Origin of the sequence: Actinotalea soli (genome assembly GCF_017565425.1) — a bacterium.
Lineage (GTDB): Bacteria > Actinomycetota > Actinomycetes > Actinomycetales > Cellulomonadaceae > Actinotalea > Actinotalea soli.
Genome location: NZ_JAGEMK010000001.1, coordinates 279,778 through 293,768, shown reverse-complemented (window position 1 = coordinate 293,768; position 13,991 = coordinate 279,778). Strand labels below are relative to the sequence as shown.

The window sequence follows — 13,991 nt, the reverse complement described above, 5'->3', positions numbered from 1 at the left end:
GCGGTATGCGCAGGCGCCTCCGCGCGCGTGACGAGGGCATGACCCTCATCGAGCTGCTGGTGTCGATGGGCATCTTCACCGTCGTCCTCGCGGTGTTCTTCGGCGGGCTCATCACCATGACCCGCAGCACGTCCCGGGCGCAGGACATCACCGCGGCGGGGGACTCCGTCCGGCGCGCCTTCCAGACGATGGACCGTCAGATCCGGTACGCCTCCGCGGTGAACCTCCCCGGCGTCGGTGCCAGCGGGGCTCACTACGTCGAGTTCCGGACCGAGGCGCAGCCGAACGGGCTCGCCCCGCTGTGCACCCAGTGGCGGGTGGACCCCACCAACCGGGTCCTGCAGCAGCGCACCTGGCGGGAGACTCCGTCGGCGACCCGCAGCAGCTGGAGCACCGTCGCGACCGAGATCCGCAACGACCTCACGACGCACCCCCCGTTCACCCTGTACCCGGTCGGTGGCGGACGGAGCCGTCAGCAGCTCGCCGTGTCCCTCGACGCCGGTCTCGGGGAGGGCGGCGACGACGCCCAACCCGGTGCCGACATCAGCACGGTCTTCGTCGCCCGGAACAGCGGCGCGGCCTCGACCGAGACCTCTGTGTGCACCAACCTCCTGGAGCGACCGTGATCACTCTGACGACCCCCGCCGCCCGTGCTGCGCGGTGCGCGGGGATGGGCCGGGCTCTGCGGCGCGACGACTCCGGCATGGCGATGGTGACGACCCTGATCGCCATCATGCTCACAGCCATGCTCAGCATCCTCCTGCTCGGGGTCCTGCTCTCCCAGCTCGTGCCGACCTCCTTCGCCCGGACGAGCAGCCAGACGGTCTTCGCCGCAGAGGCCGGGGTGAACGCCGTCGTCGGGCAGATCCGCACCGCGGACTCAGCTCCTGACGTGACCAACACCGTCTACGGAGACACCAACAAGCTGCCCTGCACCGCCGAGGGGCCGGTCGGCGGCGCGGACGACGGTCTGCGGTACGCCGCGACGATCCGGTACTACCTCGAGAGCCCCACGGGACGCAGCGAGTCATGGCTCGCGAGCAACGCGATGGGCTGCACCCCGGGGTCGGGACCCACGGGGGATCCCACCTACGCCCTGGTGACCTCGGAGGGTCTGGGCGAAGGGGTCGCCGGTATGGCGGCCGGCGCGGGGGACCGCACCGTCCAGGTGGTCTACGAGTTCCAGATCACCAACAACAACATCCCGGGCGGGCTGATCTACAGCTACGACAGGCGGCCGGCCTACACCCCCGACCGCTTCTGCCTCGAGGCCGAGTCGGCGACGGTCGGCGCCCTGGTCAAGTACGTCCCGTCGGTGACCTGCGGGACGGATGACGTGCACCAGCTCTGGCTCTACGCCAAGGACTACCGGATCAAGCTGGCGAGCACGACCGTCCCCGGCACGGGCCAGGAGCCCTTGTGCGTGACCGGTACCCCGAACGGCGCGACGCCTGTGCTCGCGACCCTGCAGGTGTGCGTACCCGACACGTCCTCGTCACGATGGAACCAGCTGTTCAGCTGGGAGGGCGGTGCGATCTGGCGCGGTCAGCAGAACCCCATCTCGGGCGGGTACAGCAACTTCTGGCTCTCGAGCGGGGTGCGATCGGACGTCGTCAACGGGCGCTACCTGTACGTGTGGAACCAGGCTGCGAGCAACAACGAGTGGGGGTCCTTCAACCCCGACCCGCGTGTCGGTGCGGGCGCTGCAGGGATCGAGACGATCCAGATCGTCAACTACCTCGAGTTCGGCCGTTGCTTCGACGTCACGGATCAGGACCCGCTCAAGGCCTTCATGATCGTCTACCCGTGCAAGCAGGACCCGTCGGGGGGCTCTCGTCTGAACTGGAACCACAAGTGGTACTACGCAGAACCGACGGACGAGGTCGGGGTGTCTGCTCCGCAGCAGATCTACGTCCGCAACGGAGGGAGTGCCTCTGATCGTCGATGCCTGGTCTCACCCAACGTCGACGGTGGCTACGTCACCCTGACCAACGCGTGCAACGCTGCGGCGAACAACCAGAAATGGGTCCGCTACGCCAATACCGGGAACTACGGTGACTCCTACACCTTCCGTGACCACTGGGGCCGCTGCATCTCCCTGGGGGACAAGTACGACGCCTGGTCCAAGATCACGGTGACGCAGTGCAACTCGGGGCTGGGGCAGAAGTGGAACGCGCCGCCCACCTCGATCCAGGCCTCCCTGGACGGATACCAGGAGATCCCCTGAGATGACCGACCTGCCCGTCCTGACCGGGCCGACGCTCGTCGCCGCCCACGTCCTGATCGGGCTGCTCGGCCTGCTCATCGGCTCCTTCCTCAACGTCGTGGCGTGGCGCGTCCCGCGACGGGAGTCGATCGTCTCGCCACCGAGCGCGTGCCCCCAGTGCGGGCACGCGCTCCGGCGGCGGGACAACATCCCGGTCCTCTCCTGGCTGGTCCTGCGCGGACGCTGCCGGGACTGCGGGGCGCCCATCTCGCGGCGCTACCCGCTCGTCGAGCTCGCCACTGCGGTCCTCTTCGTGCTCGTGTCGCTGCGCTTCGGCGTGGAGGCGCCGGGCGTGTGGGCGCTGCCGGCCTTCCTGTACCTCGCCGCGGTCGGCCTGGTGCTCACGGTGATCGACATCGACGTCCACCGGCTGCCCGACGTCATCGTGCTCCCCTCCTACGGTGTGACCGTGGTGCTCCTGGCGGTGGCGAGCTGGGCGACGGGGGAGTGGGGCAGCCTGCTGCGCGCGGGGATCGGCGGCCTCATCCTGTTCCTCCTCTACTTCCTGCTGCTCGTGGTGTACCCGCGCGGCATGGGGTTCGGGGACGTCAAGCTCGCCGGCGTGCTGGGTCTGTGTCTCGCATGGCTCGGCTGGGGCGCCCTCGTCATCGGAGCCTTCTCGGCCTTCCTCGTCGGCGGCGCCTTCGCCGTCGGTCTCGTCCTGGCTGGCCGCGCGGGCCGCAAGTCCGGCATCCCGTTCGGCCCGTGGATGGTGGCCGGAGCGGCGATCGGGATCGCCTGGGGCGACACGCTCTGGTCGGCCTATCTCGGACTCATCCTCTAGAGCCCGGGGCCCCGTCGAGCAGCCGGGTCCACGGCGGCCGAGGCGATCGGGTGGTTTTCCTCAAGGATGCACACGCCTGCACCGATAAGGAATCTGCATGCGTGCTGGACAACCATCAGAGGCGGAGAGAATCCATGGCGAAATCGCGAGTGGTCGGTCTCGACATCGGCTCGACCGCTGTCAGGGCGGCCGAGGTCGAGTTCGGACCAGGCGGCCCCACGGGCAAGCACCAGCCGACGCTCGTGCGGTACGCCGAGGTCGGCCTGCCTGCTGGCGCCGTCATGGACGCCGAGGTGTCCGAGCCCGAGACGGTGGCGTCGGCGCTGCGCGACCTGTGGCGGAGGGCGAAGTTCAGCACCCGGGACGTCGTGCTCGGCGTGGGCAACCCGCGGGTGATCGTGCGTGAGCTCGACCTCCCGTGGCTGCCGATGCACCAGCTGCGGGCCTCGTTGCCGTTCCACGTGCAGGAGCTCCTGCCGATGCCGGTCGAGGACGCGCTGCTCGACTACTACCCCGTGGGCGAGTACGTCGGGACCTCGGGGCGGACCGTGCAGGGCATGCTCGTCGCCGCCTCGCGCGAGACGGTGCGGTCCAACGTCATGGCCGCGGAGAGCGCGGGCCTGCACCCCCAGATGGTGGACCTCAACGCCTTCGCGCTGCTGCGTGCCATGGCTCGAGGGGAGAACGCCGAGAAGGTCGTCGCCCTCGTCGACGTCGGCGCCCGTACGACCAACGTCATCATCTCCGCGCAGGGTGTGCCCCGCTTCGCCCGGACCCTGCCCTCGGGCGGGCAGGACGTCACCGACGCGCTGGCCGGCCAGATGCAGATCGCAGGCCCCGAGGCCGAGCGCCTCAAGTCCGAGATCGGCGTCGGGTACTCGGTCGCCCCCGAGCTCTCCGCGGGTGCCGCGGCGGTGGGCGAGGTCACCCGCACCCTGGTCGAGGCGGTCCGCAACACCTTCGTCTACTACGCGGGCAACAACCCGGGCGCCGGGATCGACGTGGCTCTGCTCACCGGTGGCGGTGGGCTGCTGCCCGGGCTCGGGCAGTACCTGTCGACCGCGAGCAGGCTCCCCGTGGCTTTCGGCGACCCGCTCGCCACGCTCAAGGTCTCCGGTGCCGCCGAGCGGAACCTGCCGTCCTCGAGCTCGATGCTGGCGATCCCCGTCGGCCTGGCCTTTGGAGTTGCCGCGTGACCACCACCGCCCCACCAGCTCCCGTGCGCACGCGTGCCGCGGTCCCTGGTGCCTCCCCGCTGCCCCAGGTCAACCTGCTGCCCCCCGAGGTCCGGGCGGGTCGACAGCTCGGCCGGGTCAAGACCTGGCTCGGGATCACCGTGCTGGTCGTGATCCTCGTCGCAGGGCTCCTGTTCGTGTCGGCCTCGTTCGCCGCGACCCAGGCCCAGAACGAGCTCACCGAGGTGCAGGACACCAACCAGGCGCTCCTGGCCGAGCAGGCCCAGTACGCCGAGGTGCCCAGGGTCCTCGGCCAGCTCTCGGAGGCCACCGAGGCCCGCGAGCTCGGGATGTCCACCGAGGTGCTCTGGCGCCCGTACCTGCGCGCCGTGGCGGCCACCGCACCGGCCGGCGTCAGCTTCGACACCTTCGGCGTGAGCGCGGCGACCCCGACCTCCCCGGCGGCCGCGCCCATCGACCCGCTGCAGATGCCCAGCGTCGGGACCCTCACGTTCACGGCCCGCTCCCTCACCCTTCCGGACACCGCGGACTGGCTCGAGCAGCTCGCCCAGGTGCCCGGCTTCTCCGACCCGTGGTTGGGCTCGGCGCAGATCACTGACGAGTCGGGGGTCTACTACCAGCTCACGGGCACGGTGCAGATCACCGACGAGGCCTACGCCCAGCGATTCATCGACGAGGAGAACAGCTGACATGAGTACCTCCTCCGCACGTACCTGGGTCATCGGCACCGTGGTGCTGAGCCTGCTGATCCTCGTGGGCGCCTGGTTCCTCGCCGTCACCCCCAAGCTGGCCGAGACCCAGGAGACCCGCACCTACATCGAGGACGAGCGGGCCCGCGAGGACACGCTGCGCCTCCAGCTCGCGACCCTCGAGAAGCAGTTCGCCGAGCTCGACACCTACAAGGCCGAGCTGGCTGGCCTGCAGGAGCAGATCCCGGTCGCGGCGTCCCTGCCGGAGTACCTCCGCGAGCTCCAGGGCCTCGCGACCACCCACGGCGTGACGATCGTCGGCGTCAGCCCCGGCGCGGCCGCGACCCTCGAGCTGCCGGCTGCCGCGCCTGCCGCCGCGCCCGTCGCGGCCGAGGAGCCCGCCGAGGCAGAGGGTGAGGACATCACCGCGGACCCTGACGCGCAGAGCGCGCAGCCCGAACCGGCTCCGGCGACCAGGCTCGTGGGCATCCCGGTGTCCCTGACCGTCGTGGGAACGTACGAGAACGTGACTGCCTTCCTCGACGGGCTGCAGCAGGGCACCGACCGGTTGCTGCTCGTCACGGCGCTCAGCACGACCACCCAGCAGGCCACCGAGGCCTCGGGTGGGCGGCCCGCCACGGCGGCCGGGGACCTCGAGGCGACGATCGACGGCAACATCTACGTCCTCACGGACGAGTCGGTGCCGGTGCCCGCCGACGAGCCTGCCGAGGGTGACGAACCCACGGAGGACCCGGTGGTCGAGCTCCCCTCGAGCGACCGCAACCCCTTCTCCCCGGTCGCGGGGTCCTGAGCCCCAGGAAGGGCTCGGTCGGCACCGTCCGGGCACCTCGGCCCGCGTCCGCAGCCCGGACGCGGGCCGAGGTGCGTCCGGGCCCCGTGGGAGGATGACGCCATGCTGCGCTGGTTGACGTCCGGGGAGTCCCACGGTCCCGCCCTGGTGGGGATCATCGAGGGCCTGCCGGCCGGGGTCGAGGTCACGACCGCCGACGTCCAGGCAGCTCTGGCCCGACGGCGGCTCGGGTACGGGCGCGGCGCCCGGATGAAGTTCGAGCAGGACGAGGTCCGCGTCCTGGCGGGCCTGCGGCACGGCGTGAGCCAGGGTGGCCCGATGGCCATCGAGATCGCCAACACGGAGTGGCCCAAGTGGGTCGACGTCATGGCGGCCGACCCCGTGGACCCCGAGCGGCTGCTGGTCGACGCGGGCACGGGTGACGAGCGCGAGGTGGCCCGTAACCGGCCGTTGACCCGCCCCCGTCCCGGTCACGCGGACCTGGTCGGCATGCGCAAGTACGGCTTCCCCGACGCCCGGCCGGTGCTCGAGCGCGCCTCGGCCCGTGAGACCGCGACCCGGGTGGCTCTCGGCACCGTCGCGGCCCGCTTCCTCGAGCAGGCCGTCGGCCTGCGTCTGGTCTCCCACGTCGTGGCCATCGGCCCCGTCGACGCGCCGGAGGAGGCCCTGCTGCCGACCCCCGAGGATCTGGCGGCCCTCGACGCCGACCCGGTGCGCTGCTTCCACGCGGAGACCTCCGCTGCCATGGTCGCCGAGATCGACCAGTGCCAGAAGGACGGCGACACCCTGGGCGGCGTGGTCGAGGTGCTCGCCTACGGCGTCCCCACCGGGCTCGGCAGCTACACCCACTGGGACCGACGGCTCGACGCGCGGCTCGCGGCGGCCCTGCTGGGCATCCAGGCCATCAAGGGCGCCGAGATCGGCGACGGGTTCCGCACGGCCCAGCGCCGCGGCTCGCAGGCCCACGACGAGATCGAGCGGGACCCCGAGACCGGCCTCATCCGCCGCCGCACCAACCGTGCGGGCGGGGTCGAGGGCGGCATGTCCAACGGCGAGGTGCTCCGGGTCCGGGCCGCGATGAAGCCCATCTCGACGGTGCCCCGCGCCCTGGGGACCGTCGACGTCAGCACGGGGGAGACCGCCCAGGCCATCCACCAGCGCTCCGACGTGTGCGCGGTGCCCCCTGCGGCCGTCGTCGCCGAGGCGATGGTCGCCCTGGTGCTCGCCGAGGCCGTGATCGAGAAGTTCGGCGGGGACAGCGTCGCCGAGGTCTCCCGCAACCACCAGGCCTACCTCGACGCGATCCCCGAGCTGCAGCGATGACCGCCCCCCACGGGGAGGGTGCCGGGGGCCCGACCCCGACCCTGCGTCCCCGCGCCGTGCTGATCGGCCCGCCCGGCTCGGGCAAGTCCACGGTCGCCCGCGCGCTGTCCCTCGCCCTCGGCGTGCACGGCCGGGACACCGACAACGACGTCGAGCAGCGCGCCGGCAAGCCCATCCGCGAGATCTTCGTCGACGAGGGCGAGCCCCACTTCCGCGAGCTCGAGCTCGACGCCGTCCTCACGGCGCTGCGCGAGCACGACGGCGTGCTCGCCCTCGGGGGCGGCGCGGTGCTCGACCCGCGCGCCGAGCAGGGACTGGTCGAGTACCGCGAGGCCGGGGGCCTGGTCGTCTTCCTCGACGTGAGCCTCGCCCACGCCGCGCCCCGCGTCGGCTTCAACACCGCGCGCCCCCTCCTGCTGGGCAACCCGCGGGCCCAGTGGCAGGCCCTCATGGAGGCCCGCCGCCCGATCTACGAGCGCGTCGCCAACCTGCGCGTGGTGACCGACGGCCTGCGTCCCGGGGACGTCGCCGAGCGCATCCGTGAGGAGATCGCATGACCGACCGCCCGACCACGCCCTCGGCCGACGCCCCGACCGTGGTGACCGTCTCCGGGGACGCCCCCTACGACGTCGTCGTGGGGGACCGCCTGCTCGGCGAGCTGCCGCGCCTGCTCGGAGCCGGGGTGCAGCGGGTCCTCGTCATCCACCCGGGGGCCCTGGCCACCTCGGCCGAGGCCGTGCGTGAGGACCTCGTGGCCCAGGGGTACGAGGCCTTCCTCGCCGAGATCCCCGAGGCGGAGGAGGCCAAGCACGCCCAGGTGGCCGCGTTCTGCTGGCAGGTGCTCGGCCAGGCGGACTTCACCCGCAGCGACGCCGTCGTCGGCCTCGGCGGGGGAGCGACCACCGACCTCGCCGGGTTCGTCGCCGCGACCTGGCTCCGCGGGATCCGCGTCGTCCACGTGCCCACCACCCTGCTCGCCATGGTCGACGCCGCCGTCGGGGGCAAGACCGGCATCAACACCGCCGAGGGCAAGAACCTCGTCGGAGCCTTCCACCCGCCCGCGGGGGTGCTCTGCGACCTCGCGAGCCTCGACTCGCTGCCCGTGCACGACCGCACCGCGGGTCTCGCCGAGGTCATCAAGTGCGGGTTCATCGCCGACCCGCGGATCCTCGAGCTCGTCGAGGAGCACGCCGCCGCCCTGACCGCCCCCGAGCTCTCCGAGGCCGTGCGGCCCGTGCTCCGCGAGCTCATCGAACGCGCCGTCCAGGTCAAGGCCGAGGTCGTCGGGCAGGACCTGCGCGAGTCCGGCCTGCGCGAGATCCTCAACTACGGGCACACCTTCGGTCACGCGATCGAGCTGGTCGAGCGCTACCAGTGGCGGCACGGAGCCGCGGTCGCCGTGGGCATGGTCTACGTCGCCGAGCTCGCCCGCCTCGCCGGCCGGCTCTCGGACGAGGTCGTCGACCGGCACCGCGCGATCCTCACCGCCGTCGGCCTGCCCACCACCTATCGCGGGGACCGCTGGGAGCAGCTCCAGAGCGCGATGCGCCGCGACAAGAAGACCCGCGGCGACCTGCTGCGCTTCGTCGTGCTGGACGACGTCGGCCGACCCAGCCGGCTCGAGGGCCCCGACCCGTCCCTGCTCGCCGCGGCCTACGCCGAGGTCAGCCGTGAGGCCGGTGGCACGGCCGTCATGCTCTAGGTCCGGTCACGCGCCAGGTCCGGTCAGCTGATCGAGGCAGGCCCGCGCTGCTCTAGGCTCGCGCCATGACCCGCGTGCTCGTGCTCAACGGACCCAACCTCGGGCGGCTCGGAGTCCGCGAGCCCGAGGTCTACGGCTCCGCGACCCTCGCCGACCTCACCTCGGCCGTCGACGCCTGGGCGAGCGAGCTCGGCCTCGCGGCCGAGACGCGCCAGACGGACGACGAGTCCGAGATCGTCGGCTGGCTCCACGAGGCCGTCGACTCCCGGGCCCACGTGGTCCTCAACCCCGCGGCCTTCACGCACTACTCGTACGCCCTGCGCGACGCCGCCGCCCAGGTCACCACCTCGGGCCTGCTGCTCGTCGAGGTCCACCTCTCCAACCCCGCGGCCCGCGAGGAGTTCCGGCACACGAGCGTCGTCGCCGCCGTCTCGACCGGGACCGTCGCCGGCTTCGGCCTCGACTCCTACCGCCTGGCTCTCGCCGCCCTCGCAGGCCGGCTGCAGAACAATACCTAGGGCTTGTGGTTATGAGGACAAGGCTCTAGGTTTGTTCCATGTTCGTCCTGACGATCGACCAGCAGGGCAGCCGCCGCGTGGGTGACCGTGTGGAGCAGCTGCTCTCCCACCTCGAGGACCGCGTCGTCGCCGGTCAGCCCGGTGTGGTGCGTCCCTTCGAGCGGACCGTGGGCGACGAGGTCCAGGCCGTGCTCGACGACCCTCGCCTCGCCGTCGAGACCGCCCTCGAGGCGCTCCGCCTGGGGGAGTGGACGGTCGGGGTGGGCGCGGGACCCGTCGACGAGCCGCTGCCGACCGCCGCCCGCGCCGGTTCCGGGCCTGCCTTCGTGCTGGCCCGCGAGGCGGTCGAGCGGGCCAAGAGCCGGGCCCGCCCCGTCCCGATCGCTGTCGAGGCCACCCACGCCCTGGCGGGGGCGGACTGCGAGGCGGTGCTGACCCTGGTCGGTGCCATCATGGCCCGGCGCACCGAGCAGGGGTGGGCCGTCATCGACACCCTCACCGCGCTCGGCGACGCGACCCAGGACGCTGTCGCGGACCGCCTGGGCATCACCCAGCAGGCCGTCAGCCAGCGTCTGCGTACCGCGCTGTGGGCCGAGGAGCTCGCGGTCCGCCCCGCCGCCGCACGACTGCTCGCCGAAGGAGACGCATGAACGACGCCCTCGTGGTCCTCGTGGTCCTGGCCGCGCTGGCACTCAGCGCCCTCGGCGGCTGGCCCCTGACCGCCGCGGTGCTCCGCGTCGCGGCGCGGTCACACGACGCCCGTCACGAGACCACCCGCGGCGCCGTCGACCCGGAGGTCCGGCCCGACGCCGAGCCGGACCTGACCGGGGAGGGGGTGCACGCGCCCGCCGGGCCCGCGCTCGAGCCCGACCTCGCGGCTGCTGCCGAGCCGGACCCTGCCCGGGCACCGGGTCCCGGGGCTGACCCCACCAGCTCCTCGAGCCTGCGCGGGGGTACATGGATCGGCGTGCTCGAGCGGCTCGCGGTGACCGCCTGCCTCGTTGCCGGATACCCGGCCGGGATCGCCTTCGTCATCGCCGTCAAGGGCCTGGGGCGGTACCCCGAGATCCGGCAGCACCCGGAGACCTCCGAGCGCTTCGTCATCGGCACCCTCGCCTCGATGCTGTGGGCCGTGGCCGTCGGCGCGGTCGCCCGCCTTCTCGTCTCCGGCTGAGCGCGCCCGGAGCGGCAGCGCGGGCTGTGGTGCCTCGACGGCTACACTGGACGGCGGTCCGCCCGCGCGGGCCCGCCGGAGCCATGACCCGGGGCCGTTGGTCCACGGACAGCGCTGGTCCACGGACCAGCTGTTCACCGACCTGCTCGTCCATCTACCGGGCACCTCGGGTGAGACGCGAGGCTCGCCCCTCTGAACTCGACAGGAAGATCCACTGTGGCCACGACCAATGACCTGAAGAACGGCACCGTCCTCAACCTGGACGGGCAGCTCTGGACCGTCGTGGAGTTCCAGCACGTCAAGCCTGGCAAGGGCGGCGCGTTCGTGCGGACCAAGCTGAAGAACGTCCTGTCGGGCAAGGTCGTCGACAAGACCTTCAACGCCGGCACCAAGGTCGAGACGGCCAACGTCGACAAGCGCGACATGCAGTACCTGTACAAGGACGGCGCCGACTACGTCTTCATGGACATCTCGACCTACGACCAGATCAACGTCTCCGAGGCCACGGTGGGTGACGCCGCGAACTACCTCCTCGAGAGCCAGCAGGCCATGGTGGCGACCCACGACGGCACGCCGCTGTACGTCGAGCTGCCCCCCTCGGTGGTGCTCGAGATCACCTACACCGAGCCCGGCCTCCAGGGCGACCGCTCCACCGGCGGCACCAAGCCTGCGACCGTCGAGACCGGCGCCGAGATCCAGGTCCCGTTGTTCGTCGAGGGCGGCACGCGCGTCAAGGTCGACACCCGCGACGGGTCGTACCTCGGCCGTGTGAACGACTGAGGTGAGCGCCCGCAGCAAGGCGCGCAAGCGCGCGGTCGACGTCCTCTTCGAGGCCGACCAGCGCGGGGCCGCCCCGGTCGAGATCCTCGCGGCTCGAATCGCCCAGCCCGGGACGGAGGCGTCCCTGCCCCAGTACTCGGTGGACCTCGTCGAGGGGGTGCTGGCCCAGCAGGCGCGGATCGACGAGTTCCTCTCGACCTATGCCCACGGCTGGACCCTCGAGCGCATGCCCGCCGTGGACCGCGCGGTGCTGCGCATCGGCGCCTGGGAGATCCTCTTCAACGACGAGGTGCCCGACGCCGTCGCGGTCGACGAGGCCGTCGAGCTCGCGCGATCGCTGTCGACGGACGAGTCGCCCACCTACATCAACGGGCTCCTCGGGCGGCTCGTGGACCTCAAGCCCACCCTTCTCGCCTGAGGGGTCGCCCTCACACGCTCGCGGGCCGCACCCGGTGCACGGCCGCCAGGTGCACCGCGGCGGGGGAGGTGCGCGCGGACTCGGCGCGCGCGCCCCGGATCGGCAGCCCCGCCCGCGCCGCACCGAGCATGTTGCCCTGCACGGTGCGCACGCCCATCTCGACGAGGGCCATGAGCTCGTCGGCGTGCTCGACCCCCTCGGCGACCACGTCCAGCCCGTGCGCCTCGGCGAGGCTGATGATGGCCCTCAGCACGGCGGCCCCCTCGGGGCTGCGGACCTCCTGGACGAAGGTCCGGTCGATCTTGAGCACGTGCAGGGGCAGCTCGCCGAGGCGGGACAGGGAGTTGTAGCCCGTCCCGAAGTCGTCGATCGCGATCCGGACCCCGCGCTCGGCCAAGGCCTCGAGCGAGCTCCGCACGTGCTCGGCGTCGTACAGCAGGGCACTCTCGGTGACCTCGATCGTGAGCCGGTCCCACCCGTCGGTGCCCCAGGACTGCTCGACGTGCGTGACGAAGTCCGGCTCGTCGAGCTGGCGGGCCGCGACGTTGACCGCGACGGGCAGGTCGAAGCGCTCCATGCCCGCCCTGGCAGCCCGGAACACCTGCCGCCCGACCTCGACGATCAGGCCGCTCTCCTCGGCGAAGGGCAGCCACTCGGCGGGCTGGAGCACCGTGCCCCTCCGGCGCCAGCGCGCGAGCACCTCGAGGCTCGTGACCTCCAGGGTGACCGCGTCGCTCAACGGCTGGAAGTAGCCGATGATCTCCTGCTCACCGAGGCCCTGCTCGAGCTCGCGGCGCAGCTGCAGCTGCGCGGCGACCTTCTCGCGCAGCTCGGCGTCGTACAGGGCGACTCCGGCGTGGGAGCGCTTGGCCTCGAGCATCGCGAGGTCCGCGTCCCGCAGCAGGGCGTCCGGGTCGACGAGGTCCCCGGGCTGCCAGGTCGCGACGCCGACGGCGAGGTGCGGGCCCAGGACGTCTGATCCCGGGGGGCTGAAGCCGTCGCGGAGCCGGTGCGCGAGGGCGCGCAGCTCGACGTCGGAGCCGGAGCGCTCGACCAGCACGACGAACTCGTCCCCGCCGTGCCGCGCGACGTACCCGAGCCGCCCGGCCACGGCCTGCAGGTGCCTCGCGGTGTGGACCAGCACCTCGTCGCCGCCGCGCCGACCGCGCCGGTGGTTGACCCTGCGCAGCCCCTCGACGTCGCAGAACAGCAGGCTGACGCGGGACCTTTCGACGTTGGCCCTCTCGAGCGCCTGGACGAGCCGGCGGTCCAGCGCGGGTCGGTTGTGCAGGCCGCTGAGGGAGTCGGTGAAGGCCGCGTGCGTCAACCGGTCGGTCAGGGTGATCCGCTCGGCAGCGCCCGAGACCACCCGCGCCAGGTCTCGCTGGAAGGCGCGGGCGTCCTCGTCCTGGTCGTGGCCGTCGGCCGGTCCGAACTCCGCGACGAAGCGATCGCGGGCGAGGGGGCGCAGGGTCCCCTCGATGGTCGGGTCCTCGAGGACCGCGCGGCACTCGTCCCGGGCGCGTTCGAGGATGGCCTCCGGGCTGCGCAGGTACCACGCCGCGTTCGCCACGCGGGCGAGGGCGTCACGTCGGCTCGCGTGCCGGATCGCCTCGCGACGCACGGCCGCGATGCGCGTCGTGGCGAGCAGCTGGAGCCCGCCCACCAGGGGGAGCACCCAGAGCCCGGCGAGCAGCTCGGTCGTGGGGCTCGTGGGCTGGAGGGAGGAGGCCAGCAGCATCAGGGCCGAGGTGAAGCCGGCGACCGTCACGACCGCGCCGACCATGGTCATCGGCTGGGAGCGCACCGCCACCGCGACGTACACCCCGACGACGGCCACCGGCAGCAGCTCCACGGCCGGGGCGATCGGGCCGTACGCGGGCACCCCGTCGGCCATCGTGTGCGTGTAGACGAGGTCCGTGGTCGACCAGAGCACGACGGCCGTGCCGTACCAGGCGAGGGTCCCCACGACGAGGCCACGGACGCCGGGGCCGTCGGTCAGGGCGCGGATCGCGGGCAGGGCGAGCACGACAGCGGCGGCGAAGGCGCAGAACCGGACCAGCAGCAGGGCCTCCGTCCCTGTCCCGGGCACGACCACCCCGGTCAGGCCGCTCGCCAGGCACAGCACCGCCAGGGCCGCGGTCCAGACCAGGGTCCAGGCTGCTCCGGCCCGTCGGAGCTCCCCCCGCCACCAGCCCAGGTGGAGCATGCACAGTCCCGCGATGAGGCCCGCGACGACGCACTGGATGATCGTCAGGGTCGGCGGCGCGAGAGGAGACACAAGGGAAGTATCGTGCCAGAACGCGCAAAACGGGACATCGGCGCACCGC

Annotated in this window: 15 protein-coding genes; 14 read left to right on the top strand and 1 reads right to left on the bottom strand. The window is 72.4% G+C overall.

Annotated features, from left to right (window positions below; genetic code table 11):
- Window positions 1–5: 5 nt before the first annotated feature.
- The 14 genes from J4G33_RS01390 to nusB all read left to right on the top strand — a co-directional run bounded on the left by J4G33_RS01390 (window position 6) and on the right by nusB (window position 11,661).
- Window positions 6–626, top strand: coding sequence for a PulJ/GspJ family protein (locus J4G33_RS01390; protein WP_208054104.1), 621 nt, complete (start codon window positions 6–8; stop codon window positions 624–626).
- Window positions 623–2,227 (top strand): DNA-directed RNA polymerase subunit beta family protein, encoded by a 1,605-nt coding sequence (locus J4G33_RS01385; RefSeq protein ID WP_208054103.1) that lies wholly within the window; start codon window positions 623–625, stop codon window positions 2,225–2,227. Before J4G33_RS01390 ends, J4G33_RS01385 begins: the two co-directional genes overlap by 4 nt.
- 1 nt (window position 2,228) lies before the next feature.
- A complete protein-coding gene (locus tag J4G33_RS01380; protein WP_208054102.1) occupies window positions 2,229–3,050 on the top strand; it encodes a prepilin peptidase in 822 nt (273 codons plus the stop codon).
- Between the two features lie 134 nt (window positions 3,051–3,184).
- Window positions 3,185–4,246, top strand: coding sequence for a type IV pilus assembly protein PilM (gene pilM / locus J4G33_RS01375; protein ID WP_208054101.1), 1,062 nt, complete (start codon window positions 3,185–3,187; stop codon window positions 4,244–4,246).
- Complete coding sequence (locus J4G33_RS01370) at window positions 4,243–4,935, top strand: PilN domain-containing protein (RefSeq protein ID WP_208054100.1); 693 nt, start codon at window positions 4,243–4,245, stop codon at window positions 4,933–4,935. Before pilM ends, J4G33_RS01370 begins: the two co-directional genes overlap by 4 nt.
- 1 nt (window position 4,936) lies before the next feature.
- Window positions 4,937–5,746, top strand: a complete 810-nt coding sequence (locus J4G33_RS01365) for a hypothetical protein (protein WP_208054099.1) — start codon at window positions 4,937–4,939, stop codon at window positions 5,744–5,746.
- A 102-nt stretch (window positions 5,747–5,848) separates the two neighbouring features.
- Window positions 5,849–7,069 carry a chorismate synthase gene (gene aroC / locus J4G33_RS01360; protein WP_208054098.1) on the top strand — a complete coding sequence of 407 codons (1,221 nt, stop codon included), beginning with the start codon at window positions 5,849–5,851 and terminating at the stop codon, window positions 7,067–7,069.
- Window positions 7,066–7,626, top strand: a complete 561-nt coding sequence (locus tag J4G33_RS01355) for a shikimate kinase (protein WP_208054097.1) — start codon at window positions 7,066–7,068, stop codon at window positions 7,624–7,626. Before aroC ends, J4G33_RS01355 begins: the two co-directional genes overlap by 4 nt.
- Window positions 7,623–8,771, top strand: coding sequence for a 3-dehydroquinate synthase (gene aroB, locus J4G33_RS01350; protein WP_208054096.1), 1,149 nt, complete (start codon window positions 7,623–7,625; stop codon window positions 8,769–8,771). Before J4G33_RS01355 ends, aroB begins: the two co-directional genes overlap by 4 nt.
- A 65-nt stretch (window positions 8,772–8,836) precedes the next feature.
- Window positions 8,837–9,289: a type II 3-dehydroquinate dehydratase gene (locus tag J4G33_RS01345; RefSeq protein WP_208054095.1), complete on the top strand. Its 453-nt coding sequence runs from the start codon at window positions 8,837–8,839 to the stop codon at window positions 9,287–9,289.
- 38 nt (window positions 9,290–9,327) lie between these two features.
- Window positions 9,328–9,939 carry a hypothetical protein gene (locus tag J4G33_RS01340; protein WP_208054094.1) on the top strand — a complete coding sequence of 204 codons (612 nt, stop codon included), beginning with the start codon at window positions 9,328–9,330 and terminating at the stop codon, window positions 9,937–9,939.
- The gene (locus J4G33_RS01335; protein ID WP_208054093.1) at window positions 9,936–10,463 is read left to right on the top strand and encodes a hypothetical protein; all 528 of its coding nucleotides are present in this window, start codon (window positions 9,936–9,938) and stop codon (window positions 10,461–10,463) included. Before J4G33_RS01340 ends, J4G33_RS01335 begins: the two co-directional genes overlap by 4 nt.
- A 216-nt stretch (window positions 10,464–10,679) precedes the next feature.
- Window positions 10,680–11,243, top strand: coding sequence for an elongation factor P (gene efp / locus J4G33_RS01330; RefSeq protein ID WP_208054092.1), 564 nt, complete (start codon window positions 10,680–10,682; stop codon window positions 11,241–11,243).
- A 1-nt stretch (window position 11,244) separates the two neighbouring features.
- On the top strand, window positions 11,245–11,661 hold the full coding sequence (nusB, locus tag J4G33_RS01325; RefSeq protein WP_208054091.1) for a transcription antitermination factor NusB: 417 nt from the start codon (window positions 11,245–11,247) through the stop codon (window positions 11,659–11,661).
- Between the two features lie 10 nt (window positions 11,662–11,671).
- Here nusB and J4G33_RS01320 read toward each other — a convergent pair whose 3' ends face one another.
- Window positions 11,672–13,942, bottom strand: a complete 2,271-nt coding sequence (locus tag J4G33_RS01320; protein WP_208054090.1) for a putative bifunctional diguanylate cyclase/phosphodiesterase — start codon at window positions 13,940–13,942, stop codon at window positions 11,672–11,674.
- Window positions 13,943–13,991: the final 49 nt, after the last annotated feature.

Coding starts and splice junctions, on each gene's coding strand:
- J4G33_RS01390 (WP_208054104.1), top strand. CDS start 6: ATGCGCAGGCGCCTCCGCGCGCGTGACGAGGGCATGACCCTCATCGAG.
- J4G33_RS01380 (WP_208054102.1), top strand. CDS start 2,229: ATGACCGACCTGCCCGTCCTGACCGGGCCGACGCTCGTCGCCGCCCAC.
- pilM (WP_208054101.1), top strand. CDS start 3,185: ATGGCGAAATCGCGAGTGGTCGGTCTCGACATCGGCTCGACCGCTGTC.
- J4G33_RS01365 (WP_208054099.1), top strand. CDS start 4,937: ATGAGTACCTCCTCCGCACGTACCTGGGTCATCGGCACCGTGGTGCTG.
- aroC (WP_208054098.1), top strand. CDS start 5,849: ATGCTGCGCTGGTTGACGTCCGGGGAGTCCCACGGTCCCGCCCTGGTG.
- J4G33_RS01355 (WP_208054097.1), top strand. CDS start 7,066: ATGACCGCCCCCCACGGGGAGGGTGCCGGGGGCCCGACCCCGACCCTG.
- aroB (WP_208054096.1), top strand. CDS start 7,623: ATGACCGACCGCCCGACCACGCCCTCGGCCGACGCCCCGACCGTGGTG.
- J4G33_RS01345 (WP_208054095.1), top strand. CDS start 8,837: ATGACCCGCGTGCTCGTGCTCAACGGACCCAACCTCGGGCGGCTCGGA.
- J4G33_RS01340 (WP_208054094.1), top strand. CDS start 9,328: ATGTTCGTCCTGACGATCGACCAGCAGGGCAGCCGCCGCGTGGGTGAC.
- J4G33_RS01335 (WP_208054093.1), top strand. CDS start 9,936: ATGAACGACGCCCTCGTGGTCCTCGTGGTCCTGGCCGCGCTGGCACTC.